The sequence below is a fragment of the uncultured Arcticibacterium sp. genome (assembly GCF_964021845.1).
Taxonomy (GTDB): Bacteria; Bacteroidota; Bacteroidia; order Cytophagales; family Spirosomataceae; genus Arcticibacterium.
The window spans coordinates 113,122-137,389 of the sequence record NZ_CAXHZC010000004.1; the positions used below are offsets into that span (position 1 = coordinate 113,122).

Here is a 24,268-nt window from a genome sequence, read left to right on the forward strand (position 1 = left end):
ATATGCGTGTTTTAAAATCAATAATACTTCTCACAGCTTTAGGTTATCAGGTGCAGGCACAAAGTACCTTATCAGAAGCCAAAGCACAAAATAATGAAGCCCAAAATATGGCTGTTTCAAATCAGCAAATTGAGGTTTCTAGAACAGTAGATGACCCAAACTGTCAGACGGAGTATGGAAACGAGGTTAATGTTGTAAATACTGTAATTAAGGGCTCTTCAGAAGCTTGTTTAGAAATTAAGGCTACAGAATATATTGACCTTGATGAGTTTTTTGATTCAGAGTATGGTAGTTCATTTGATGCTCAAATAGTTAGTGAAATTCCCGGTACAAACCCTGACCCAGATCCAAACCCCGACCCAACCCCTGATACAGAAAAGCAATGTGAAGATTTTTCAAATCATGGTCCTACCAATCCTCACCTCTATGCTAACTTTTCTTCAAATTCTTTTGTTGGAAATTTGATTTCAAAATATACTCCAGAATATAAAATTGAAGGCTTAACGGATTGGAAATTAATGACCACAGCTGGTCCCGTTATTCCTAATTCCGATATAAATTATCAATATTACCAAGAGCCTTATGATGGCTGGGAAAGAAATACACTTTTGAGAACTAAGGCAGGTTGTCCGGAATATAGAGATGTAAGAAACCAAAAAGTTTATACAAATACACTGGAAGAGTGGTATGGCTTACCAACGTATTCTATGCCAAGTATTAATCCATCAACAAAGGACTATTACATCATGGTTAATTCTGAATTAGAGGGAAGGCCATTATGGAATGATATTCCTGTATATAATTTATATGCAGATAGAAATATTGCTAACCTTAATGTTAGGGTAAACGGTAGAGACTTTTATGGTTTTGAGACATATTCTTATCCACTTTTCCAAGTAAGACCTAATAGAGATATGATGGTAACACCATCTTTCTCCGTTAAGAAAGACTTTATTGTTGATATTTCAGATGATGGCTATCAAACAGCCTCACGATATACCGTTTATAGAAATTATCAAGGAGGGCACTGGAGCACAGTAACAACGATGACAAGACATGACGGAAGAGTGACGGTTTCTGCCCAAGGAATAAACTGGGATACGGACCAACTTTTAGTAAATGTAAGCACGGGTCAAACTTATTATAACATTCAACAGTTTGGGAATGTATTTGACTTAGGCTACCTACCTGATGGCGATTATCAATTTGCAGCAAAAACTTATCACGGTCATACCATTAATAACAGGGTAATTGTAAAAGTGAAACGTCCAGCAATTAATTAATTCTATTTGATTTCTACTAAATCGAAAAACCTGACATAATCTATTAGCATTTTTTGAGGGAAAATGCTATCGTCAATACCTTGCTGACCTCCCCAGTTTCCGCCAACGGCAATATTTAATAGTAGGTGATGCGGCTTGTCAAAAGGCCACTCTTTCCAGGTGTAACCAGCTTCTTTTTTAAATTCAAATAATAGTTGGTCGTCAATATAGAATTTGATGGTATTTGGATACCAGTCAAGTCTATATATATGAAACTCTTCAGAGGCTTTATCTACAATTTTATTATTTCCTTTGTTTGTACCTATTGAATGATGGAATGCTTTGGTATGAATATTTGTATGAATTCTGTCTTGGTCCATTCCTACATGTTCCATGATGTCCATTTCACCATTGTCTGGCCAATAGCTTTCACCATAATTGTTTTCGCTAGCCAGTGTCCAAATGGCAGGCCATGTACCTCTCCCTATAGGAAGAAGAGCTTTAACTTCCATTCGCCCGTATAAGAAGTCCTTTTTGTTTTTAGTGACAAGCCTAGCAGAAGTATAAGCTGCATTTTTTTTCTTTACTTCAATTATCAGATTGCCACTTTCTACTCTAGCATTTTCAAGTTCGTTGGTATAAACTTGAGCTTCATTATTTCCCCAACCATTTCCTCCTAAATCATACCCCCAAGTATTAGCGTCAGGTTTTCCATCTTTGTCAAACTCATCAGACCAGCTTACCTCTTTCTGAAAGCCATAAATAGGTATAGGGTCTGGTGTTTTTGGTGTTGGAATTTTAGTATCTGGTTCTGCTGTTTCTGATGACGAGCAAAGTGTCAAAATAGAGGCTGATAGTGGTAATATAACAAGGAGGAGTTTTTTCATTTATTTAATATTTTAAATAATTTTATTTAGCTTACCTATCGCAAATGAAATAATAAATGAACAGAAAAAGTACTTCTAGGAGAAAAGCTTTAGGAGCTTTGACCAGTGTAGCTGGTTTAAGTTTAGTTTCTAGCCTATACTCAAGACTATCAGCCTCAGATAATGTGTTGGCAGAAAACCTCAAAGGTGCGGTCAATCATTCCGTATGCAGGTGGTGTTATAAAGGTGTTGAGTTAGATGATTTAGCAAAGGCAGCTGTTGAAATTGGATTGAGCTCTATTGAGCTCTTGAGTATTAAAGATTTTAAAAAGATACAAAAGTACGGATTGACTTGTGCCATGGTTTCTGCATCTGGGAGTAAATACGGTATCAGCAATGGTTGGAATAAAAAAGAAAATCATGAAGGAATGATTGAGCTTTATTTGCACGAAATTGATGAGGTAGCTAAAGCTGGCTTGAAAAATATCATTGTCTTTTCAGGTAATAGAGAAACCAACCTTTCAGATGAAGAAGGACTAGAGAATTGTGCCGAAGGCTTAAGAAAGGTAATGCTTTACGCCGAAAAGAAGAAAGTAAATGTGGTGATGGAATTGCTAAATTCAAAAGTGAATCATCCAAACTATATGTGTGATCATACCAATTGGGGTGTAGAATTATGTCAAAAACTTGATTCAGATAATTTTAAACTTCTTTATGATATTTACCATATGCAAATTATGGAAGGTGATGTTATTCGAACTATTCAAGAGAATCATAAATATATAGCCCATTACCATACTGGTGGAGTGCCTGGCCGAAACGAGATTGATGATACACAAGAATTGAATTACCCCGCTATAATTAAAGCAATTTTAGAGACAGGGTATAAAGGCTTTGTAGGGCAAGAATTCATTCCAAAAAGAGAGAACAAGTTAGCTTCGCTTAAACAAGGGGTGACAATATGTGATATTTAAGTAAGGTTTATTTTATGCAAAGGTCTAGGTTGAAAAACATTTCTCGATTAATCTTTATATTCTTTCTTTCTTTTTCTTCTGATAGGGTAGCCCTTGCTCAGGCAAATTATAGCGTGCTAATAACAGAGATCCTTGCAGATCCTACACCAAGTCATGGTTTGCCAGAGAAGGAATATTTAGAACTATTTAATAACTCAACTAAGCCTATAAATTTAAATTCCTATAAACTTTACTACAATACTTCTGAGGTTTCTTTTCCAAGTGTAAACGTAGAGCCTGGAGCGTATCTGATAGTTTGTCGAGAGAATAATGTTTCTTTTTTAGAGTCATACGGCGAAATAGTTGGGCTGAGTAAGTTTTCACTGTTAAACGGTGGGACAAAACTGAGATTAGAAGATCCTGCTGGTCAATTAGTGCATGAAGTTGTTTATTCTGATGATTGGTATGCCTTGGGGAGAGACCAAGGCTATTCCTTAGAAATGATTGATTTAAGCTCGCCATGTAGAGATGGAGAGAATTGGACATCTTCCGCTGCCGAGCAAGGTGGTACTCCAGGTATGACAAATGCCTCTTCACAAAACTTAGCTGACTTAGATGGGCCAACTTTTCTGGCATATAATAATATTGGGGATAGGACTTATGAATTTGTCTTTTCAGAGAAACTAAGTTTAAGCCAAGAAACACTAGATGTAGATTCGCCAGAACTCGAAATCCAAGAAGTCTCGTTTTCCTCGGTGACTAATAGTGCCTTAAATATCAAATTTAAAAACCCATTACCGGAGAGCGGACTCTTTGATATTACTTTTAACACTATTGCAGATTGCTCAGGAAACTTGTCTGCACCAGTAGTAGTTTCAATTGGAAATATTCCTAGCCCTGTAGTAGGGGACTTGCTTTTGTCTGAAATACTTTTTAATCCTAAATCAGGAGGCGATGATTTTGTTGAAGTTTACAATAATTCAGAGAGAAGTATAAACCTTAAAGGTATTGGTCTGATGAGAGGTGATGAAGAAATAGTTGTGCTTAGCACATCAAATTTAATTCTGGAAGCCAAGAGTTTTATTTGTTTTACAAAAGACAAACAAACACTAATACAATTTTATCCCAAAGGGGTAGAAAATAATATTTTGGAGGTGAACAAGTTACCGTCCTACAATAATGATGAAGGTCTTGTCGTGCTTGTCTCTGCCGATGGTTTAGAATTAGATATTTTTGAATATAATGAGGATATGCACCACCCCTCACTTGACGATGTTGATGGCGTTTCTCTTGAAAGAAAAAGCTTTGAAAGTAGCTTTAAAGATTGGGAGTCGGTTTCATCTTCAGAAAACTATGCTTCTCCTGGTTATAAATCATTGGATGTTTCGGAGAATGGCTTTTTTGAGATTATTGTGTTAACACCAGTATTTTCTCCAAATAATGATGGTATTGAAGACGAAGCTCAATTTAATTTTAAAATTCATGCAACCGGTAATTTAGACGCTCATATCTACGATATTAATGGAAAGTATATTACAGCTTTATCACAAGGTCAATACGTTACAAATAGTCTTGAAATGACTTGGGATGGCTATAGCACTTCAAATGAGCCTATGCCAGTGGGTTATTACATAGTGTATGCAGAGCTCCGGACTGCCACTAGAATTTATCAAGAAAAACACAAAGTTGTGCTTGGTTTAAGATAATGATGCAATCATTTGCACTTTTTTGACCGTAAAAAAAGATTTTGTGTAGATATAATTGGATTTTCACAATGCGAATGTTTAATATTGCACTCTGTCAATGATTAATTGACTTTTATTTACTTAAACCATTAACCATTTTTTTATGAAAGTAAAACTTTACTCGAAAGGCTTACTATTGGTTTTGATGGGTTTATCTCTCTCTTTTAGTGAGGTATTCGCTCAAAACCAAACTGTAAGTGGAAAAGTTACAGGTGCGGATGACGGACTAGAGATACCAGGTGTCTCTGTAGTAGTTAAAGGCACTACGAACGGTGTTAGTACGGATATTGAAGGAAACTATTCGCTTTCTGTCAATAATGCAAATACCGTTTTGGTATTTAGTTTTGTGGGTTATGAATCACAAGAAGTTAAGAGTAGGAAACCAATCTGTTATCAATGTATCCTTAGCTTCTGATATATCTACTTTAGAAGAAGTAGTTGTAACAGGATATTCTGTTGATTCTAGAAAAGAATCAACTGGAGCTATTTCTATTGTAAAACCTAAAGATTTAACTACAGTTCCTTCTGCTAATATCGAGCAGCAGTTACAAGGTAGAGTAGCAGGTCTTACAGTAGTTACAAATAGTCAGCCAGGTGCGGGTAGTCAGGTTAGAGTAAGAGGTTTTGGAGCCTTCGGAGGAAATGAGCCATTGCTTATTGTCGATGGTTATCCTGTAAACTCTACAGACTTCTTAAACCCTGATGATATAGAATCTACTACTGTCCTGAAAGATGCATCTGCCGCTTCTATTTATGGAGCAAGAGCTGCAAACGGTGTAATTGTTTACACTACCAAAAGAGGTAAAAAAGGGGCTCAAAAGCTTCAAATTACTTATGATGGTTTGTATGGTGTTACTACGCCAGGTGAAGGTCAGAAGATGATGAATCCTCAAGATCAAGCTACTTGGACTTGGAATGCTCTAAGGAACTCAGGTAGTCAACTTACTCACCCTCAATATGGTTCTGGCGAGACTCCAATCATTCCAGATTATTTGAAAGTTGGTGATCAAAGTGGTGTTATCGGTACTGTTGATTTAGAAGCAGAAAGAGAAAAGTATAATATTACAGGTCCAGAGATTTCTGATTTCTATCAAGTGATTAAAGCAAATAAAGAAGGTACTGATTGGTACAAAGAGTTAACGAGAAATGCTCCAATTCAGCGTCATTCATTAGGTTTTAGTGGAGGAACCGAAGGCTCAAGGTTTTATGTAGGTATGTCTGCTCAAAATCAAAAAGGTATTTTACCTAGCCAAGAGGCTACAAGATATGCTTTAAGAGTAAATACTGAGTTTGATGTATTCAAGAACTTCAGAATTGGAGAAAATATGCAAATTACTTATAACCAAGTTTTAGGAAGACAGGGTGGTAATAATGGTTTGTCTAGTTCATCTGACGAGAATGATATTCTTGGTGCATTTAGATCGCCAACAATACTTCCAGTTTATGATGAGTTTGGAGGATATGCAGGTACTACAGCTCTAGGTTTCGGTCAGGGTTCAAATCCTATTGCTAATCAAGAAGGTGGAAAGAGAAATAGAAACTTTAATGCTTTAGGTATGGGTAATCTTTATGCTGAGCTTGATATCATAAAAGATTTAACTGTTAGAACATCTATAGGAGCAACATTTACTAATTTCTACGGCTGGGGTTATGGTAGACCTATCTATGAAACTTTGGAGAACAAAGGTACAAGATGGTCTTATAATGAAGGTGGTGGATATAGATTTGGTTGGACATTTACTAATACCATTAACTACAAAAAGAAATTTGGTCTTCATGGTATAGAATTACTTGCTGGTCAAGAAGCGTTGAATACTGGTAGTGGTAAAAACATAGGTGCTGATGGTAGAAATCCATTTGCTGGAGATATTGATTATATCACTATCTCAACCTTGGATATTAGAAACCCAGCCTTTAGTGTAAAGGATAATGGAATTACATTTAACTCATACTTTGGTAGAGCTATTTATAACTTCAATGATAAATACATTCTTACTGGAGTTGTAAGAAGAGATGGTTCTTCTCGTTTTGGTGCTAATAATAAGTACGGAACATTCCCAGCGGTTTCTGCGGCTTGGAGAATTTCTGAGGAAGAATTCATGAAAGATCTTTCTTGGATTCAGGAGCTTAAAATTCGTGGAGGTTACGGTTTAATGGGTAACTCTAACAACGTAAACCCTGCTAACCAGTATAACTTATATGCTCAAAGTATTAGTAATTCTGGTTATGACATTAATGGTACTAATAGTGGTATTGTTAATGGTTTCAGACAGTCAAGAATTGGTAACCCAGATGCGAAATGGGAAACTAGTGTTACAAAGAATATCGGTTTTGATGGTTCATTCTTGAAAGGTAAGTTAGACATCGTTTTAGATGTATGGCAAAAAGATACAAGAGATCTTCTTTATACTTTACCAATTACTCAAACTGCAGGAAGTGCAAGCCCTCCTTCTGTTAATATTGGAACAATGGTTAATAAAGGTATTGATTTCTTAATCTCTACCAAGGGTGACATTACTCAAGAAATCGGATTTGAACTTGATTTATCAGGTGGTTTCTTAGATAACGAGATTACTTATATTGCTGATGGTCAAACATACCTTACAGATGTTAATCCTGGCTTTAGAGGTGTTAATCCAATTCGTAACCAGTTAGGACATTCTCTGTCTTCCTTCTTCGGATATAAAGTTGCTGGTCTTTTCCAAACTCAAGAGGAAATTGATTCAGCCCCTACTCAAGACGGAGCCGGTTTAGGTCGTTTTAGATATGTAGACATCAATAACGATGGTAAAATAAATGCAGATGATAGAACTTACTTAGGAAGCCCAGTTGCTGACTTTACAGGTGGTTTGAACTTCACTCTTAGATATAAGAATTTTGAGTTACTTTCTTACTTCTATACATCTATAGGAAATGAAATCTTTAATATTTCAAGAAGATTTACTGATTTCTATCCATTATTTGCTGGTTCAGCTATCTCTGAAAGAGTTAAGGATTCTTGGACTCCTGATAACAGAGATACTGATATTCCAATTTTTGAAGGAAATGATGGCTTCAGTACTGGTTCTCAGGCGAGTGATTTCTATGTACAAGATGGTTCTTACCTAAGATTCCAGAACTTATCACTTGCTTATAACCTTCCAGGTAACATCTTGGATAAGATGAAAATAAGTAAATTACGTGTATTTGGTTCTGTAAACAACTTATTCACTATTACTGGATATGATGGTCTTGACCCTCAAGTTGCTGGTAGTGCGGATACAAGTTTTGGTATTGACTTAGGTAACTTCCCAGTTACACGTCAATTTACCTTTGGAGTTAACTTAGGACTATAAAATAAACTTTAAGAAGAAATTTATAAAATGAGAAAAATAAAATTAGCAATACTCAGTGTACTTCTTTTAGGGAGTTACGCTTGTAAGGAGAGCTTTTTGGAGGTGTTGCCGACCGGCTCACTTGCCAAAAATCAGTTGACCACACTTGCGGGTTTAGAAGGGGCGGTTCTTGCCACTTATGCTCAATTAAGTGGTCTAAGTAACTACGCCGCTGGCCCATCTAACTGGGTGTGGGGTAGTATTCGTGGTGGAGATGCCAATAAAGGAACAGATCCTGGAGATTTCTCAGATATCAATCCGATTCAAACGTTTGCTTATACGCCTACATTAACTTTTATAGCAGATGCTTATAGAGGACATTTTGATGGAGTATCGAGAGCAAACAATGCTTTAATTCTTTTGTCAGAAGCTCAGCCAGATGTAAAGCCTGAAGATATAGCTAGAATGACTGCTGAGGTTAGATTCTTAAGAGCTCATTATTATTTCCAGCTTAAGAGGAATTTTAATATGGTGCCTTATGTAGATGAGACCAATGATGTTACTAACGGAATTGAGTTAGTGCCTAATAATGTTGATTTATGGCCTAAAATTGAGGCTGACTTACAAGCAGCAGTAGATGTTCTACCTGAGACATTTGGTAGTGCAGGTCGTGTAAACAAATGGGCTGCTATGAGCTATTTGGCAAAAGTTTATATGTTTCAAAACAAGTTTTCTGAAGCAAAGGCTCTTTTTGACCAAATTATAGCGAATGGTGTTACTACCTCTGGCGTGAAATATGCACTTTTGCCTACATACTCTAGTATTTACAGAGTTGCAAATGATAACAGTTCTGAGTCTATTTTTGCTGTTCAGGCAACAGTTGGTTCTGGAGATGGTAATAACGCAAATTCAGACCTCCAATTGAACTTTATTCAGGGAAGTGATCCAGGAACATGTTGTGGATTCTTTCAACCAAGTTTCACTTTTGTAAACTCTTTTAGAACGGATGCAAATGGTCTTCCTCTTCTTGATGAGTCTTATAACAGTGACGCTAACGCTGTTAAGAATGATATGGGTATTGAATCTAGTACTGAGTTTACCTTAGATACTGGTAATTTGGATCCAAGATTAGACCATACAGTAGGACGTAGAGGTATTCCATTTATGGATTGGGGAGTACATAGAGGTCAGAGTATGATTCGTAACCAGCCTAACGGTGGTCCATATTCTCCAAAGAAGTATCTTTTCACAAAAGCTGAGAAAGAGTCTGGTTTAACTGAAACTGGAGGTTGGGGACACCAAACTTACAATGCCTATAATGTAACTATTATTCGTTATGCGGATGTTCTACTAATGGCTGCAGAAGCTGAGATTGAAGTAGGAAGTTTAGCTAAAGCTTTAGAGTATACTAATATGATTAGAAGTAGAGCTAGTGTGGCATCAGACTATGTAATGGATGAAGACGGAAATCCAGCAGCCAATTATAACATTGGACTGTATGATTCTTTCCCAGATAAGGACTTTGCAAGAAAGGCTGTAAGATTTGAGCGTAAGCTTGAATTGGGAATGGAAGGATACCGTTTTTATGACTTAGTTCGTTGGGGAACTGATGTAGACGAGATTTCTAGATATTTAGCATATGATTCGCAGTTTTTACCAGGAGCTTTAGGTGAAGGTAAATACGAGGCTAGGCATGCTTTATTGCCAATTCCTCAAGGTCAAATTGACTTAGTGGGAAGCGATATTTTAGTACAAAATCCAGATTTTAACTAGGATTAAGTATTTATATAAAGAGGCTGTTCCATTGAATTGGGACAGCCTCTTTTTTTGTATTAATGTGATTTAAATTGTTAAACTGCTCTGACTCGTTTTATAGTAGAACCACACTTTTTTTTGATATTTTTGATAAAAATTGATACTCATATGACTCTTAAAAACCTATCTTTTTTTGTTTTACTCGGCTTACTGTTTTCATGCAAAGAGAAAAATCTCTTTGAAAAGATTGAGTCGTCTCATTCTAATATTACATTTTCAAATGTCTTAGTAGAGAGTGACACCTTGAATATTTTAGATTTCGAGTATTTCTATAATGGTTCGGGTGTAGGAATCGCTGATTTCAATAATGATGGCCTTCAGGATATCTTTTTTAGTGGAAATCAAGTGGCCAATAAAATGTACATCAATAAGGGTGATTTCAAGTTTGAAGATATATCAGAACTGGCAGGTATAGAAGGACAGGAAAGATGGAGTGCTGGCGTAATTACTGTAGATATTAATGCCGATGGGTTAATGGATGTCTATGTAGCCGCTACAGTGAAGGGAACTGCTGAAGAACGTCAAAACTTACTGTTTGTTAATCAAGGTTTGACAGATGGAGTTCCAATTTTTAAGGAATTAGGAGAGGAGTACGGTGTGAATGATTCTGGTCACACAGAAAACGCTGCATTTTTTGACTATGATAATGATGGAGACTTAGATCTATATATTTTAACCAATATAGCCGATAGTAATCCAAACAGCTTCAGAAAGAAGGTAATAGATGGTTCTTACCCTAATACAGATAGATTTTACGAGTGTACATGGAGTGTAGAGTTGGGCCATCCAGTATATAAGGATATTTCAAAGCAAGCTGGCATTACAATAGAAGGCTATGGCCTGGGGCTAAACATTTGTGATATAAATAGAGATGGCTGGAAAGATATTTATGTGACCAATGACTATGCAGCAGATGATTTACTTTATATAAACATGAAAGATGGTACTTTTCAAGATATGGCGAGTGACTATTTTAAGCATACAAGTAATTCTGCTATGGGAAATGATGTAGCCGATATCAATAATGATGGTTATTTAGATATGGTGGCTTTAGATATGTTGGCTAAAAACAATGAAAGGAAGAAGGTTTTAGCCGGACCAATGAATTACCAGCTTTTTATGTTTAGTAATGAATTTGGATACACTTATCAGTATATGCGGAATACATTACAGCTAAATAATGGCGTAAATGAATTTAATAAACCTATGTTTAGTGAGATAAGCTTTTTAGCTGGTTTTGCTGAAACAGACTGGAGTTGGACACCTTCTTTGGCTGATTTTGACAATGACGGTTATCGTGATTTGATAGTTACAAATGGCTTCCCCAAAGATGTTACCGATAGAGACTTTATGGCTTATAGGCAGCAAGCTGAGTTTTTGGCCTCAAGACCTTACTTACTAGGGCAAATGCCAGAAGTTAAGATTAGTAATTACGCCTTTAGAAATAATGGAAATTTAGAATTTGAAGATGTTACCAAAGAATGGGGAATGGAAATCCCTTCTTTTTCCAATGGAGCTGTTTATGCAGATCTAGATAATGATGGAGATTTAGATTATGTGGTCAATAATATCGATGATGAAGCTTTTGTTTTTCGAAATAATCTAATTGAAAATAAAGAGGAGGACGTTCGTAATTATTTACGAGTTAAATGTATAGGTGATGGATTAAACATTAACGGTATTGGAGCGGTGGTACTGCTAGAGTTCGCTTCAGGAGAAAAGATGATTCATGAAAACATGCCTCAGCGTGGTTACCTTTCTAGTGTGGAGCCTACGCTTCATTTTGGATTGGGAGACAGGAAAGTGGTAAGCTTAAAGGTATTTTGGCCAAATGGAAAAATGCAGCTAATAAACAATCCAGAGTTAAATCAAGTATTGGAAGTAAATGTGGTAGAAGCTAGCCTTTCTTCAGATTTCTCAAGAGTAGATAAAACGAATATTTATTTTGAAGATATTTCTGATAGTTTAAATATTTCCTACACCCATTTTGAAACTGACTTTATTGATTTTAACCTTCAAAATCTGATTCCATTTAAGCTTTCTGAGTCAGGTCCTGGTGTTTCTGTAGGAGACATAAACAGTGATGGCTTGGAGGACTTTTTTATTGGAGGTTCAAAAGGGCAAAGTGGAGTCTTTATGACACAAAAGGCTAATGGCGAATTTAACCGTACATACTTATTAGACGAAATTAAAGTACCGACTAAACTTGGAGAAGATTTAGGAAGTCTATTTTTTGATGCTGATGGTGATGGTGATTTGGATCTGTACATATGCAAAGGTGGAACAGAGTCTGCTAAATATGAATCAAGCTATCAAGACCAATTATTTTTAAACGATGGGAGTGGGAATTTCACATTGACCACAAGCAGTTTACCAGACTTTACAATAAGTACTTCATGCGTAAGAGGAACAGATTACGATAATGATGGAGATTTAGACCTATTTGTGGCAGGGAGGTCTGTGCCTTCGGAATATCCAAAATTTGAAACTTCAAAAATCCTTAGAAATGACTCTAGAGGAGGTCAGGTAAGTTTTACTGATGTGACTGATGAAATAGCCCCAGGTTTTAATAATGTAGGGCTAATCTGCGATATTCTATTGACAGATTTTGATAATGATGGTCAAACCGACGCTGTTTTAATAGGGGAATGGAGTGAAATCATTTTTATGAAAAATGAAAACGGGAAATTCAGCAAGGCTCAGAATACCGGACTAGAAGGATTAAAAGGAATTTGGACTTCTATTAATGGAGCCGATTTTGACCAAGATGGCGACATTGATTACGTAGTGGGAAATATTGGTGAAAATTCATTGATGAAGGGTACTGAAAAGGAGCCAACTATGATAGTGGCAAAAGACTTTGACAACAATGGTAATTATGATATCATTCCTTTTGTATACTTCAATACTGAAAGTGGAGAAAGAAAGTTAGTGCCTTATAATGGTCGTGATGATGTAAATAAGCAGCTTAATGTTATTAGGACTCGTTTTGTGTCATATAAAGATTTTACATTGGCTAATATGGATAATCTGCTAACTGCTGAAGAAAAAAAGGATGCTCAAGTATTGACACTTAATTGCTCCTCTTCTATTTATATAGAAAATCGAGGAAATGGGAAATTTAGTTACAAAAAACTTCCAAGAAGGGCCCAGTTTAGTCAAGTTAACGGGATTCAAATTCAAGATTTTGACCAAGACGGTTATGAGGATATAGTTTTATCTGGAAATAACTATGGTAACGAACCTATTGGAGGGCGATATGATGCTTCAAATGGTTTGTTTTTAAAAGGTGATGGTCATGGAAATTTTGAAGATAAAATGAATACTGGTTTTTATGTAGCTCAAAATGCTAAGGCATCGGCATATATGTTTGATGCTTCGGGTCAAATGTTGCTCTTGGCTTCGCAAAATCGTGGCCCTCTGAAGGTTTTCAAAACGGAAGTGGAAAGGGCTGATATTGGTATAACAGCAAAGCATAAATATTTAACTTATGAGTTTAATGGGAAAACAGTGAAGAAGGAGATTTACGCAGGCTCTTCTTATTTGAGTCAATCTAGTAGGAATGTTTCTCTTCCTAATGGAGCCAATAATATCAAGCTTTATGAATAGGCTTTTAGGCATTGTTTTTTTGTTTTTATTAATCTCTTGTGGAAATAAAGAGGAGCAAGGTGAGCCTGTTACGTCTAACAAAAGTGGCGAAGAACTAGCCAAAGTTTATTGTGCTAGTTGCCATGCATTTCCTAAACCAGAGATGTTGCCAAGGAATATTTGGTTAAAAAAAGTATTGCCAAATATGGCTTTAAGGACTGGCAATGGAGATTTAATGAAAGAGTTACTTTCCTTATCTGACGAAGATAGAATGTATATGCTCCAAGCCGGTTTTTATCCTCAAAAACCAATGATGACTAAGGAGGATTGGGATAAAATAGTAAAATATTATGAACTAGAATCTCTTGAGAGTATTGATTCTACTTTCGACCAACCAGAGGTCACAGGCGGTTTGCCTTACTTTAAAACCGAACAACAAGCTATCGACTCCAAAAATATTGTGATGGCACAATGGGATGATAAGGAGCAGAAATTCTATGTGTCAACCAGTAATAGGCTGTTTTCAATAGATAAAAATAAAGAGGCAAAGGAAGAAATAAGTGAAACTAAAAGTCCAATAGTAAAGTATAGACATCATAAAGACTATGGTAAAGTACTTCTAGAAATAGGGCACTTAAACCCTAAGGATTTACCATTAGGAGCTTTGAAAGTAAAAGATACTGGAGAAGTTTTACTGGATAAAATGGCAAGGCCGGTTGATTTTTTAATAGAAGATATAAATCAAGATGGTGTAGACGATTTTCTAGTGGCAAATTTTGGCTATCATTTAGGTGATTTAAGTTGGTATGATGGGAGAGATTTCAAACAGCATATACTTTCAAATGAACCTGGAGCTAGGAAACTATATTATGTAGATTTGGATAGAGACGGCAAGAAAGATATTGTGTCTTTAATGACACAAGGAAAGGAACAGGTTGTTTTGTATAAAAACCTAGGTAAAGGGAGATACAAGGAAAAGGTACTTCTTAGTTTTCCTCCGTATCATGGTAGTAGTTATTTCGTACTAAAAGATATGGATGCCGATGGAGATTTAGATATAGTTTACACCAATGGTGATAATGCAGATTTGTCAATAGTATTTAAATATTACCATGGAGTCCATATTTATACCAACACTAAAGGTAATTTCAAAGAAACTTATTTTTATGCTATTAATGGGGCTTCTAAAGTTTGTGTAGAAGATTTTAATAAAGATTCTAATTTGGACTTAGCAGTTATTTCATACTTCCCAAAGGCTACAGAAAGTGAAGGTTTCTTGTATTTTGAAGGGACTGATGAACATGGTTTTCAGGTTTATTCAGAACCGACATTGTCTAAAGAAAAGTGGCTTACTATAGACACAGGGGATTTAGATAATGATGGCTACAAAGAAATTATTCTTGGCGGTTTTGATAGGGGAGTTGAAAAGAAAAAAATGGTATACCTCCTGAAAAATACCAGTAAACCCTAGTAATTAAACTTAAATTTATAGGCTAAAGAAAGAATGGGTGCTCCAAAAATGGTTAGTTTATAAGGCTTGGACGCATTTCCCAAAGGTCGGAAAAATACAGAATAGGCATTTTTTCTTGCGTAAAGGTTATAAATAGTAAACGCAAAGTTTCCTTTAAACTTCCTATTTCTCATGTTGGGATTATAAATATTCCATGCAAAATCAAGGCGGTGATAATCTGGCAAACGGTTGTTGTTTCTTAAAAAGTAGAAAGGTAAGACCTGATTGCTATATTTAATATAACCTTCTGGAGAAGTAAAAGGTCTTCCAGTGGAATAAGTAAAGTTAAATGAGAAATCGTGATGAACCCCCTGATTTATTATTAGTGCGGCGTTTACGGTATGCGGTCTGTCATAATTTGCCGCATATTTTTGACCGAAATTAACTCTTTGACTAAGCAATGGACCCTCATCTACCTGGTTTAGAGAGCGAGCATAGGTGTAGTTTATCCAACCAGTAAATTCACCTTTCTTTTTTGATATCATTAGCTCAGTACCATAAGAAGAGTTAACCCCTTGTAGTATTTCTGTTTCTGGCGTTGGGTTTAGCAAGAAATCGGCTCCGGGTTTATAGTCAATGATGTTATTTGTTTTCCTATAATAAGCTTCTATAGAAACCTCGTAAATATTGCCTGATAAGTTTTTAAAGTAGCCTAGGGAGGCCAATTGACTCACTTGAGGTTTTATATTCAAGTCAGAAAGTTTCCATCTTGAGGTGGGAATAGGAGTAGTGGTGTTTGAGATTACTTGCAAGTATTGTCTTGCCAAATTATAGCCTCCCTTTATACTGCTGCTTTCGTTCAGTAAATAGCTAAAGCCTATTCGAGGCTCTAATCCCCCATAACTTTGGGCTACTTCACCTTTGTTATATTGGATTGTTTCTAGCACTGAAATTTGATTTTTAGGTTCGTTTTCTTTGTAAATATTTACGGCTGAAGGTCCCATGGATAAGTAATGTGAGTATCGTAAGCCCAATGAGATTTTGGCTTTTGAGTTTAGTTCAATTACATCTTCAAAGCTAGCTCCAAGTTCTATTCCGTTCTCAATGGGGGTAGTGATAGCCAATACGCTTTCGCTAGTTCCAGGAACTATTTCACCAGGGTTTATAGAGTATCTAATAGCGTCTATGCCAATCTCAAAATTATGCTTGCCCTCATAAATGTTGAGGTTAGACTTTAGCTGTTTATAATCTATATTCTGCTTTATCTTTACTACGTTTTTACTATTAAGTTCTGGCAGTAAAGTGTTTGGTTGATAATTTGAGCTTACTAAAGTGGTTTGGATATTAGCTTTACTGCTTATGTTATAAAACCACTTCCCAGAAAAATTAGCTGTTTCATATTGAAATTGAGAAGATGAGGCGTTGATATTCCCAATGGTTCCTAATATTTCTGTCTGAAAAAAATCATAGCTATAATAGGTAGAAAGTGAAAGTGTATTTTTGTCATTAATTTGATAAAATAATTTGGCTGCTCCATCTGCAAACTTTGCCTTTAGGTCTTTTAATTGGTCGGAGACGATGGGGAATAAGAAGTCGTTAAAGGAGCCTCTCCCAGCCACTAATAGGGCTATTTTTTTCTTAACTATAGGGATTTCAGCCATAAGTTTATTTGAAACAAAACTAATTCCACCTTGCATTTTAAACTTATCCATAGAAGGGTTAGCCAACTTTATGTCTAATATACCGGCTGTTCTTCCACCATATCTTGCAGGAACATTTCCTTTGTAGAGGTCAAATGATGTGATGGCCTCAGAAGGGAAGGCAGAAAATAGACCGAACATGTGCGTAGGGTTAAAAATGGGTGCATCTTCTAGCAGCATAAGATTTTGGTCTGTGGTACCTCCTCTTACATTTACTCCGTTTGAGGCCTCACCTACACTTGATATACCAGGTAGCATTTGCAATCCCTTTAATAAATCCACTTCACCAAGGGCTGAAGGCAGTTTTTCTACCGTTTTCATGCTAAGGGTACTTAAACCCATGATAGGTCTTCTGACGGTTTGGTTTTCAACGCCACTGACAATAATCTCCTGAAGTGTATTTTCAACTAGTTTTAATTCTATATCGAGGTCATTGAGCGGAAGTGTTACTTCTCTTCTAAAAGGTACATATCCTACATACCTCACTGTAATAACTACAGTTTTTCGGGGTAGAACAAAAGTGAAATTTCCATTTGAATCAGTAAAGTCTGCTTGGTCTCCGTAGTCTATGCTTACTGTAGCTCCAATTAATGGCTCTTTTTCTACATCATCTTTTACTGTTCCTTTGAGTATATAAGTTTTTTGAGAATGAGCAATGCCTAGAGTTAGGCAGAGTAAGAGGGTAGTTATGTATTTCATGGGATTAATTTTGGCGAGCGGTAAACCAGCCTTCAGGTTGGTTTACTGTTCGTGTGTCACTATTTATGCAGGGAGCTAAAGGAGGTCTGCTTGTATCAGCAGGGTTTACTGGTTCTGGGTTAACTTTGCGTCCGCCCAAAAGGCCAATAGCCGGAAGAGTTCCAGGAATATCTTGTTTATCTAACCAATATAATTGCTTATCTACCGCAGCTACAATGAAATAACCACCTATGGCTTGCTTTATGTCATCTTTGCTATTAATGTTTCCCGCTAATGTTGCTGGAGGGGTATCTGCAAGTCCCCCGGTATTTTGTCCTTGAGATTCGACTAGTCTTAGGTAATCGTAAACATTATTATTTATAGCATATTGTCGGATTTCTATTAAGGCTCCTACTTTTTGATAAACCGGTATTTCAGCAACTTGCCGTCCAATAATTTCTCTTCCATTTGAGAATTGATCATTCATGACGTTTATTTTGCTAGCAGAGATTATTTCCCAACAAAGAGCATCGCATCGGTAATCATAAATAACATCTCTATCTCTACTTAATGGTCTACATTCTCCTAATGGACCAGTACTGGCATCATTATAATACAAAGCTCTATCACAGGTTTGACAGTACGTTTGTTGCTCGTAAAGTACCCAATCCCACATATAGAAATCTATTGTAGACTCTTCGTCTTTGGTGTCAATGTATACATACTGACCAGGAAGTGTCTCCTCAGGTAATTTTATAGCCCTTTCATCAAAAGCATGATATACTTTATTGATTTTAGAAGCAGGGTTCATTTTTTCCAAGTTTGATTCAAATAGGAGTCCATTGGCAAGAGTGAAAACTAATTGGTATGAGCTTCCTACTTCTCCCTTAAATTCAGATGGGAATTTATAGATGCCAGAGGACGTTTCGGTTAATGAGACGTCGGTCTCCCCATTAACTATCACTTTAACCGTTGCTCCCGATACAGGTACATAAGTAGGAAAAGAAGTTGAAACCGGTTTTGAAAGAGTAAGTTTTACATAATTACTAGAAGTGTTATCTGTTAATCTTCCATCTACTATATAAATGGTTTCGCTAGCTGGAAAGGCTTTGTCAAATGGTTCTACACAAGAAATAGCCGTTAGCATGATGGCCAAAAATGCCCTTTTAAGAAGGGATAGTATTTTGAGGCTCATTAAGATTTTACTTTTATGTATGGGTTGAAATTCTAATATAGAGATTTAAATAAATAAACATGAATCTATTAGAGGGATAGTTTTTAATTATCTACTAATCAGCCTTTTTTGTCGTTTATTAAGCTTGTGATTATTTTTTTTATATAGGTATTGCAAACTTAGTTTTAGAATTATTGACCGATTAATAATATTCTGAGAGACTATCGGTAAATTATTTCTGAAATATTTTGGCATGACTATCTTTGAGCTGAATATAGACATATTAGCAATGAAGCTCCCACATATACTGACTTTTTTATTTTTGTTTTTAGAAAGTAACCTACTCTTTGCTCAGGTTACCTTTACTGAATTCCCAGAGGATATGCAGCTTTATTCTCGAAATGAGAGTAATACGGCACTTGTAGATATTACAGGAATAGTTCAGGATTCAGATTATGAGCAAGCGGTAGTTAAGCTATTTTCGGAAGATAATCTTTCTTCCACGTTTGTTGTAGATGATTTGAAAGCTGGTTTAGACCTTAGCTTTCAGATTCCTATTGAAGCTCAATTGACCGAATATACTTTAGAGTTTTGGTTAAAAAAGTCAAATGATTCTTTATTGGTTAAATCCGCCCAAAAGGTACTTTGTGGAGATACATTTATTATCTACGGACAATCCAATGCAGTTTCTTATGCGAATTACTTGGTACTAAATGATAGTATTTCAAAGAAGTATACTAGAAATTATACGCATTATTTGAATAATTCTCACAGTACCGATGGATGGCATGATGCCACTTTTCCTGAAGTGGGTACTCTAGGGAAATGGTTTATCAAAAACTTTACAGAAAAAGAGAAAATCCCCATTTTGGTGATTAACGCCGCACTGGGTGGGACAGACCTGAAGTATCTGTCTCAAAGAAATCCGGATTTTTTGTATGACGTTCACACACCATATGGTTTGATGCTGAAAAGGGTTTTTGATAGTAAAGTGAAATCTATCAAAGGTTTTATTTTTCTACAAGGAGAAGCTGAAGCAAACACCAGTCTACAAAGTGTAGATGAATACCCAGCATTGTTTGATACTTTTAAGAAGAATTTAAGCCTAGATGTTCCTCCAATAGATAGGTATTATGTATATCAATTAGGCATAATGAATACGCATGCTCTCTGGGAGGCAGGAAAACTAAGAGAGTTTAAAAGGCAGCTAACTAGAGTTTATGATGATGTTTCTGTGGTGCCAGCTACTGGATTTGGCTTTTGGGATTTTGATGGCTTACACTATAGTTTAGGCGGTTACGGTATCATTGCTAAATGGCTTTTTAATAGTTATTTGGCTTTTGAAAAGGGTGAGAAGAAGTTTGAGACCCCAGACTTACAGAAGCTTATAAATCTAAAAGATGAGAATAGGTTAAAGCTGGTTTTTAATCAAGAAATAACTGTAAAAGATAGTATTAATTTTGGATACTATTCAAGCCTGATGAGAGACCATTTCTATGCAGGGCGTGTATCTGGTTTTATAAATGGTATAGAGCGTGAAGGAAAAAACCTTTATTTAAGGTATGACAATCTACCAACTAATAGTTTGACTTATTTACCTGGCTTTTTTAGTGACCCAGAGGGTAAGCCTTATGGAGGACCTTTTATTAAAAATAGGCTGGGTACCCCAGCTCTTACATTTTATGAAGTTGAAATTCAGGATGAATTGCCTAAACCAATAATTGACAAGTCTGTTTCTGAGGGAAGTGTTGTTCAACTTTTTATTAATGAGGCTAGGGCTAAAGAATGTAAAGAATGTGAGCTTGAAATAAGTTATTTGACTGATAATGGTCGTGTTTTTCTGAAATCTATACCTAGCGAAAACTTAAAAATTGATTTACCAAAGACGGATTTTGAAAACTTGGATGAAAGCAATGTGCTAATCCTAAGATACAGCAATTCGCTGTCTGAATCTGCAGTTATGGCTTATAGTTTAAGTGGGGAAGAAATTTTAGATGCGGATGAAGATGGTATTCCTGATAACTGGGATAATTGTAACGAGACCAAGAATTTCGAACAAACTGATTTTGATAAGGATGGAATAGGCGACTCTTGTGATTCAGATGCCGATGGCGATTTAGTGCCCGATCAAGAGGATAATTGTTTGTTTCAATCGAACCCGCAAGAGCCGGAACTAGTCATAATCGATAGTAATAAAATATATTCAACTTTGACTGCCACTCAATACCATTGGGTAGTTAATGGAGTATATAGCGAGACTACAAATGACAATTTATATATAGTACGAGACTCTTCAGAATATGCAGTATTTATAGCGGATAAATATGGTTGTAATAGCGTTGTTTCAGAAGGTTTAAGAGTATTTACTCCAGACGAAATTCTTCTGTTGGGAAGTCAGGAGGGCTTAAGTTCAATAGTTTATCCAATACCAACGCAATACAGGTTGAATTATATATCAGCTCACAAAGACCTACACAGAGCAGAACTTTATACCATGAGTGGGAAACTATTGACAAGCTATAGACTAAACGGTGATGAAGGGCAGCTTTATTTAAACAAAGTAAGCGATGGTACTTACCTGTTAGTTTTCTATGATAGTTCGAATAAGATCCTCTTTAGCCGAAAGATAGTTAAGAGAAATTAAGAGTGACGCTTGCGGTAAAGACATAAAAAAGGTCAGCATTTGCTGACCTTTTTTACGTAAGTGACTGTCTAAATTATGAATGTATAGACCTGTTATCAGTAGCAGCTAATGCCGCTTCTTTTACAGCCTCCATGTAAGTAGGGTGGGCGTGTGATATTCTCCCTAGGTCTTCTGCACTGGCTCTAAATTCCATTGCTGTAACACCTTCAGCTATCATATCTGCTGCTCTCGCACCTATAATATGCATTCCTAATACTTCGTCCGTTTCTTTATCTGCCAATACTTTTACTAAACCATCAGTATCTCCACTAGCTGTGGCTCTACCAAGGGCTTTATATGGGAATTGACCTTTTTTATAAGCTTTACCAGAAGCCTTTAATTCTTCTTCTGTAGCACCTACAGACGCTACTTCAGGCCATGTGTAAACTACACCAGGTATTAAGTTATAATGAATATGTGGTTTTTGACCTACTATGGTTTCTGCCACTAAAACACCTTCTTCTTCTGCTTTATGAGCTAGCATAGCTCCTTTGATAACATCGCCTATAGCATAAATGCCAGGTACTGATGTTTCAAGGCTATGGTCGTTTACCTCTATCATTCCTCTTTTATCAGGAGTAATGCCAACGGCTTCTAGATTTAGTCTATCTGTATAGGCTTTTCTACCAATAGACACTAAGCAGTAGTCACCTTTAAAGGTTACTGTCTCACCTTTGCTATTTTCTGCAGTTACTTCTATTTCTTTTCCAGTATTAGCAATGTTTGTCACTTTGGTGTTGAAGTTAAATTCAGCACCATGTTGTTTCTTTAGTACTTTTTGAAGCTCTTTTCCTAATGTGCCATCCATTGTAGGAATCATTCCTCCGGCAAATTCTATAAAAGTAACTTTGGCACCTAGTCTCGCATACACTGAACCTAATTCTGCACCAATTACTCCTGCACCAATTACTAAAAGGTTTTTAGGTACCTCCGTAAGGTTTAAAGCTTCTGTAGAAGTAATAATTCTTTTTCCGTCAAAATTCATAAACGGAAGAATGGTAGGTTTAGAGCCAGTGGCAATGATAACGTTAGTTCCTTTGATTTGCTCTTCTGTACCATCTGTCTTTGTAACTTTAACAGTGTTTTTGTCAATAAAAGAACCAAAACCATTGAAAACTTTGATTTTGTTTTTCTTCATCAAAAACTCAACACCATTGTTCATCTTGCTTACCACGTCATTCTTTCTACCAATCATGGTTTTAAGATCAAATTTTGGTGCATTGATTTTAATACCATGCTCCGCAAAATGGTGCGTAGCGTTATGAAAATGTTCAGAGGAATCTAAAAGTGCTTTTGAAGGAATACAACCTACGTTAAGGCATGTTCCACCTAATACATCATATTTCTCAATGATAGCTACTTTTTTGCCTAGTTGAGCTGCACGTATTGCCGCTACATATCCTCCAGGGCCAGAACCAATTACTATTACATCAAAATCCATAAGTCTATATTTTAATAAAGGCAGAGCCTTTAAATATTTAGTTTTTAAAAATTGCTTCGAAACTTAAACTTGAAGCATCATTCTCATTGGGTCTTCTAATAACTGCTTAAGTCTTACCAAGAAACTAACAGACTGCTTTCCGTCAATAGTTCTGTGGTCATAAGATAGAGCCAAATACATGATAGGTCTAATTTCTACCTGTCCGTTTATGGCTACCGGCCTTTCTACTATATTATGCATTCCTAAAATAGCAGATTGAGGTGCATTGATTATAGGAGTAGACAACATTGAGCCAAATATTCCTCCATTGGTAATAGTGAATGTTCCGCCCGTCATTTCAGGAATAGTAAGTTTTCCGTCTCTTGCTTTTAAAGCCAAGCGAATTACTTCAGACTCAATTCCTGCAAAAGATAACTTCTCTGCATTTCTAATCACAGGTACTACCAATCCTTTAGGAGCAGAAACTGCAATAGAAATATCTGTAAAGTCATTGAAAACTATTTCGTTACCGTCAATGTAAGCATTGATAGTAGGGAACTCTTGAAGAGCAATAGAACAAGCTTTAGTGAAGAAAGACATAAAACCAAGACCTACGCCATGGATATCTTTGAACTTCTCTTTGTAGCTTTTTCTTAAATCCATGATAGGCTTCATGTCAACCTCGTTAAAGGTGGTCAGCATAGCTGTCTCATTTTTAACAGCAACTAATCGCTTCGCAATAGTCTTACGAAGTGAAGTCATTTTCTCTCTTCGCTGACCTCTGTCTCCTTCAGAAACAGCAGGAGCTGCAGCTGCGGCAGGAGCAGGACTAGCTTTTGCTGGGGCTGCTTTCTGAGCGTTTTGAGCATCTTCTTTAGTTACTCTTCCGTCTACCCCCGTTCCTTTAACGGCACTAGCGTCAATTCCTTTTTCGGCAAGAATCTTAGCTGCGGATGGAGATGGATGACCAGAAGCATATGTGTCTTTTCCGGCGGCTGGCGTGCTAGCAGCAGCTGGAATTGCGGCAGGAGTAGGGGCTGCTGAGCTAGCTCCTGCACCTGCAGTTATTTTAGCAACCAAATCTCCTACTGGAATAACAGCACCTTCTTCAGCTATGATTTTTATTACCCCGGCACTTGGAGAAGGCAATTCAAAAGTGGCTTTATCTGATTCCAATTCACAGATGATTTCATCCATTTCAACGGTATCACCATCTTTCTTAACCCATGAACTTAAAGTTACTTCTGTAATAGACTCACCCACACTGGGTACGGTAACTTCTATTATTTCACCAGAACCACTAGCAGCAGCGGGTGCGGCCGCAGGGGCTGCAGACTCTTCTACTTTTGGTGTTTCGGCTGGAGCAGGAGTAGAGGTGGCTTCTGCAGACTCTTCAATTCTACAAACCAGTGCACCTATCTCAAGTGTTTCTTCTTCTTGAGCTACAATTCTTAAAATTCCTGCGGCTTCTGCCGGCAATTCAAAAGTTGCTTTGTCGGATTCTAGTTCGCATATGATTTCATCCATTTCAACAAAATCACCATCTTTTTTTACCCACGAGGCTATCGTAACTTCCGTTACTGATTCACCTACTGAAGGTACTTTCATTTCAACTGCCAT

The 24,268-nt window shown here is 36.6% G+C and carries 14 protein-coding genes; 9 read left to right on the plus strand and 5 right to left on the minus strand.

The window, feature by feature from the left end:
- The first annotated feature begins 2 nt into the window (after positions 1-2).
- A complete protein-coding gene (locus tag AADJ06_RS12835) occupies positions 3-1,283 on the plus strand; it encodes a hypothetical protein (RefSeq protein ID WP_341226864.1) in 1,281 nt (426 codons plus the stop codon).
- Between the two features lie 2 nt (positions 1,284-1,285).
- On the opposite strand, the gene AADJ06_RS12840 is transcribed toward AADJ06_RS12835, so the two are convergent.
- Positions 1,286-2,149, minus strand: a complete 864-nt coding sequence (locus tag AADJ06_RS12840) for a glycoside hydrolase family 16 protein (RefSeq protein WP_341226865.1) — start codon at positions 2,147-2,149, stop codon at positions 1,286-1,288.
- 56 nt (positions 2,150-2,205) lie between these two features.
- On the opposite strand from AADJ06_RS12840, the gene AADJ06_RS12845 reads away from it, so the two are divergent.
- The 7 genes from AADJ06_RS12845 to AADJ06_RS12875 all read left to right on the plus strand — a co-directional run bounded on the left by AADJ06_RS12845 (position 2,206) and on the right by AADJ06_RS12875 (position 15,014).
- Positions 2,206-3,102, plus strand: coding sequence for a TIM barrel protein (locus tag AADJ06_RS12845; protein WP_341226866.1), 897 nt, complete (start codon positions 2,206-2,208; stop codon positions 3,100-3,102).
- Positions 3,103-3,116: 14 nt separating this feature from the next.
- Positions 3,117-4,787, plus strand: coding sequence for a lamin tail domain-containing protein (locus tag AADJ06_RS12850; RefSeq protein ID WP_341226867.1), 1,671 nt, complete (start codon positions 3,117-3,119; stop codon positions 4,785-4,787).
- Between the two features lie 142 nt (positions 4,788-4,929).
- On the plus strand, positions 4,930-5,241 hold the full coding sequence (locus AADJ06_RS12855; protein ID WP_341226868.1) for a carboxypeptidase-like regulatory domain-containing protein: 312 nt from the start codon (positions 4,930-4,932) through the stop codon (positions 5,239-5,241).
- The gene (locus AADJ06_RS12860) at positions 5,180-8,161 is read left to right on the plus strand and encodes a SusC/RagA family TonB-linked outer membrane protein (protein WP_341226869.1); all 2,982 of its coding nucleotides are present in this window, start codon (positions 5,180-5,182) and stop codon (positions 8,159-8,161) included. The genes AADJ06_RS12855 and AADJ06_RS12860 overlap by 62 nt, the downstream gene beginning before the upstream one ends.
- Before the next feature lie 27 nt (positions 8,162-8,188).
- Positions 8,189-9,913, plus strand: a complete 1,725-nt coding sequence (locus tag AADJ06_RS12865) for a RagB/SusD family nutrient uptake outer membrane protein (protein WP_341226870.1) — start codon at positions 8,189-8,191, stop codon at positions 9,911-9,913.
- 150 nt (positions 9,914-10,063) lie between these two features.
- Positions 10,064-13,564, plus strand: coding sequence for a VCBS repeat-containing protein (locus AADJ06_RS12870; RefSeq protein WP_341226871.1), 3,501 nt, complete (start codon positions 10,064-10,066; stop codon positions 13,562-13,564).
- Entirely contained in the window at positions 13,557-15,014 is a 1,458-nt protein-coding gene (locus AADJ06_RS12875; RefSeq protein WP_341226872.1) for an FG-GAP-like repeat-containing protein, read from the plus strand. Before AADJ06_RS12870 ends, AADJ06_RS12875 begins: the two co-directional genes overlap by 8 nt.
- Here the strand turns inward: AADJ06_RS12875 and AADJ06_RS12880 are convergent.
- Positions 15,011-17,392, minus strand: coding sequence for a TonB-dependent receptor (locus AADJ06_RS12880; RefSeq protein ID WP_341226873.1), 2,382 nt, complete (start codon positions 17,390-17,392; stop codon positions 15,011-15,013). The two genes, AADJ06_RS12875 and AADJ06_RS12880, sit on opposite strands and share 4 nt — an antisense overlap.
- A 4-nt stretch (positions 17,393-17,396) precedes the next feature.
- Positions 17,397-18,566: a DUF4249 domain-containing protein gene (locus AADJ06_RS12885; RefSeq protein WP_341226874.1), complete on the minus strand. Its 1,170-nt coding sequence runs from the start codon at positions 18,564-18,566 to the stop codon at positions 17,397-17,399.
- A 268-nt stretch (positions 18,567-18,834) separates the two neighbouring features.
- On the opposite strand from AADJ06_RS12885, the gene AADJ06_RS12890 reads away from it, so the two are divergent.
- A complete protein-coding gene (locus AADJ06_RS12890; RefSeq protein ID WP_341226875.1) occupies positions 18,835-21,189 on the plus strand; it encodes a thrombospondin type 3 repeat-containing protein in 2,355 nt (784 codons plus the stop codon).
- A gap of 73 nt (positions 21,190-21,262) precedes the next feature.
- Here the strand turns inward: AADJ06_RS12890 and lpdA are convergent, their stop codons facing one another.
- Entirely contained in the window at positions 21,263-22,669 is a 1,407-nt protein-coding gene (gene lpdA / locus AADJ06_RS12895; RefSeq protein ID WP_341226876.1) for a dihydrolipoyl dehydrogenase, read from the minus strand.
- Positions 22,670-22,732: 63 nt separating this feature from the next.
- The gene (odhB, locus tag AADJ06_RS12900) at positions 22,733-24,268 is read right to left on the minus strand and encodes a 2-oxoglutarate dehydrogenase complex dihydrolipoyllysine-residue succinyltransferase (RefSeq protein WP_341226877.1); all 1,536 of its coding nucleotides are present in this window, start codon (positions 24,266-24,268) and stop codon (positions 22,733-22,735) included.

What these genes read in the sequence shown, in the direction of transcription:
- AADJ06_RS12835 (WP_341226864.1), top strand. Translation starts at nt 3, where the DNA reads ATGCGTGTTTTAAAATCAATAATACTTCTCACAGCTTTAGGTTATCAG.
- AADJ06_RS12840 (WP_341226865.1), bottom strand. Translation starts at nt 2,149, where the DNA reads ATGAAAAAACTCCTCCTTGTTATATTACCACTATCAGCCTCTATTTTG.
- AADJ06_RS12845 (WP_341226866.1), top strand. Translation starts at nt 2,206, where the DNA reads ATGAACAGAAAAAGTACTTCTAGGAGAAAAGCTTTAGGAGCTTTGACC.
- AADJ06_RS12850 (WP_341226867.1), top strand. Translation starts at nt 3,117, where the DNA reads ATGCAAAGGTCTAGGTTGAAAAACATTTCTCGATTAATCTTTATATTC.
- AADJ06_RS12855 (WP_341226868.1), top strand. Translation starts at nt 4,930, where the DNA reads ATGAAAGTAAAACTTTACTCGAAAGGCTTACTATTGGTTTTGATGGGT.
- AADJ06_RS12860 (WP_341226869.1), top strand. Translation starts at nt 5,180, where the DNA reads ATGAATCACAAGAAGTTAAGAGTAGGAAACCAATCTGTTATCAATGTA.
- AADJ06_RS12865 (WP_341226870.1), top strand. Translation starts at nt 8,189, where the DNA reads ATGAGAAAAATAAAATTAGCAATACTCAGTGTACTTCTTTTAGGGAGT.
- AADJ06_RS12870 (WP_341226871.1), top strand. Translation starts at nt 10,064, where the DNA reads ATGACTCTTAAAAACCTATCTTTTTTTGTTTTACTCGGCTTACTGTTT.
- AADJ06_RS12875 (WP_341226872.1), top strand. Translation starts at nt 13,557, where the DNA reads ATGAATAGGCTTTTAGGCATTGTTTTTTTGTTTTTATTAATCTCTTGT.
- AADJ06_RS12880 (WP_341226873.1), bottom strand. Translation starts at nt 17,392, where the DNA reads ATGAAATACATAACTACCCTCTTACTCTGCCTAACTCTAGGCATTGCT.
- AADJ06_RS12885 (WP_341226874.1), bottom strand. Translation starts at nt 18,566, where the DNA reads ATGAGCCTCAAAATACTATCCCTTCTTAAAAGGGCATTTTTGGCCATC.
- AADJ06_RS12890 (WP_341226875.1), top strand. Translation starts at nt 18,835, where the DNA reads ATGAAGCTCCCACATATACTGACTTTTTTATTTTTGTTTTTAGAAAGT.
- lpdA (WP_341226876.1), bottom strand. Translation starts at nt 22,669, where the DNA reads ATGGATTTTGATGTAATAGTAATTGGTTCTGGCCCTGGAGGATATGTA.
- odhB (WP_341226877.1), bottom strand. Translation starts at nt 24,268, where the DNA reads ATGGCAGTTGAAATGAAAGTACCTTCAGTAGGTGAATCAGTAACGGAA.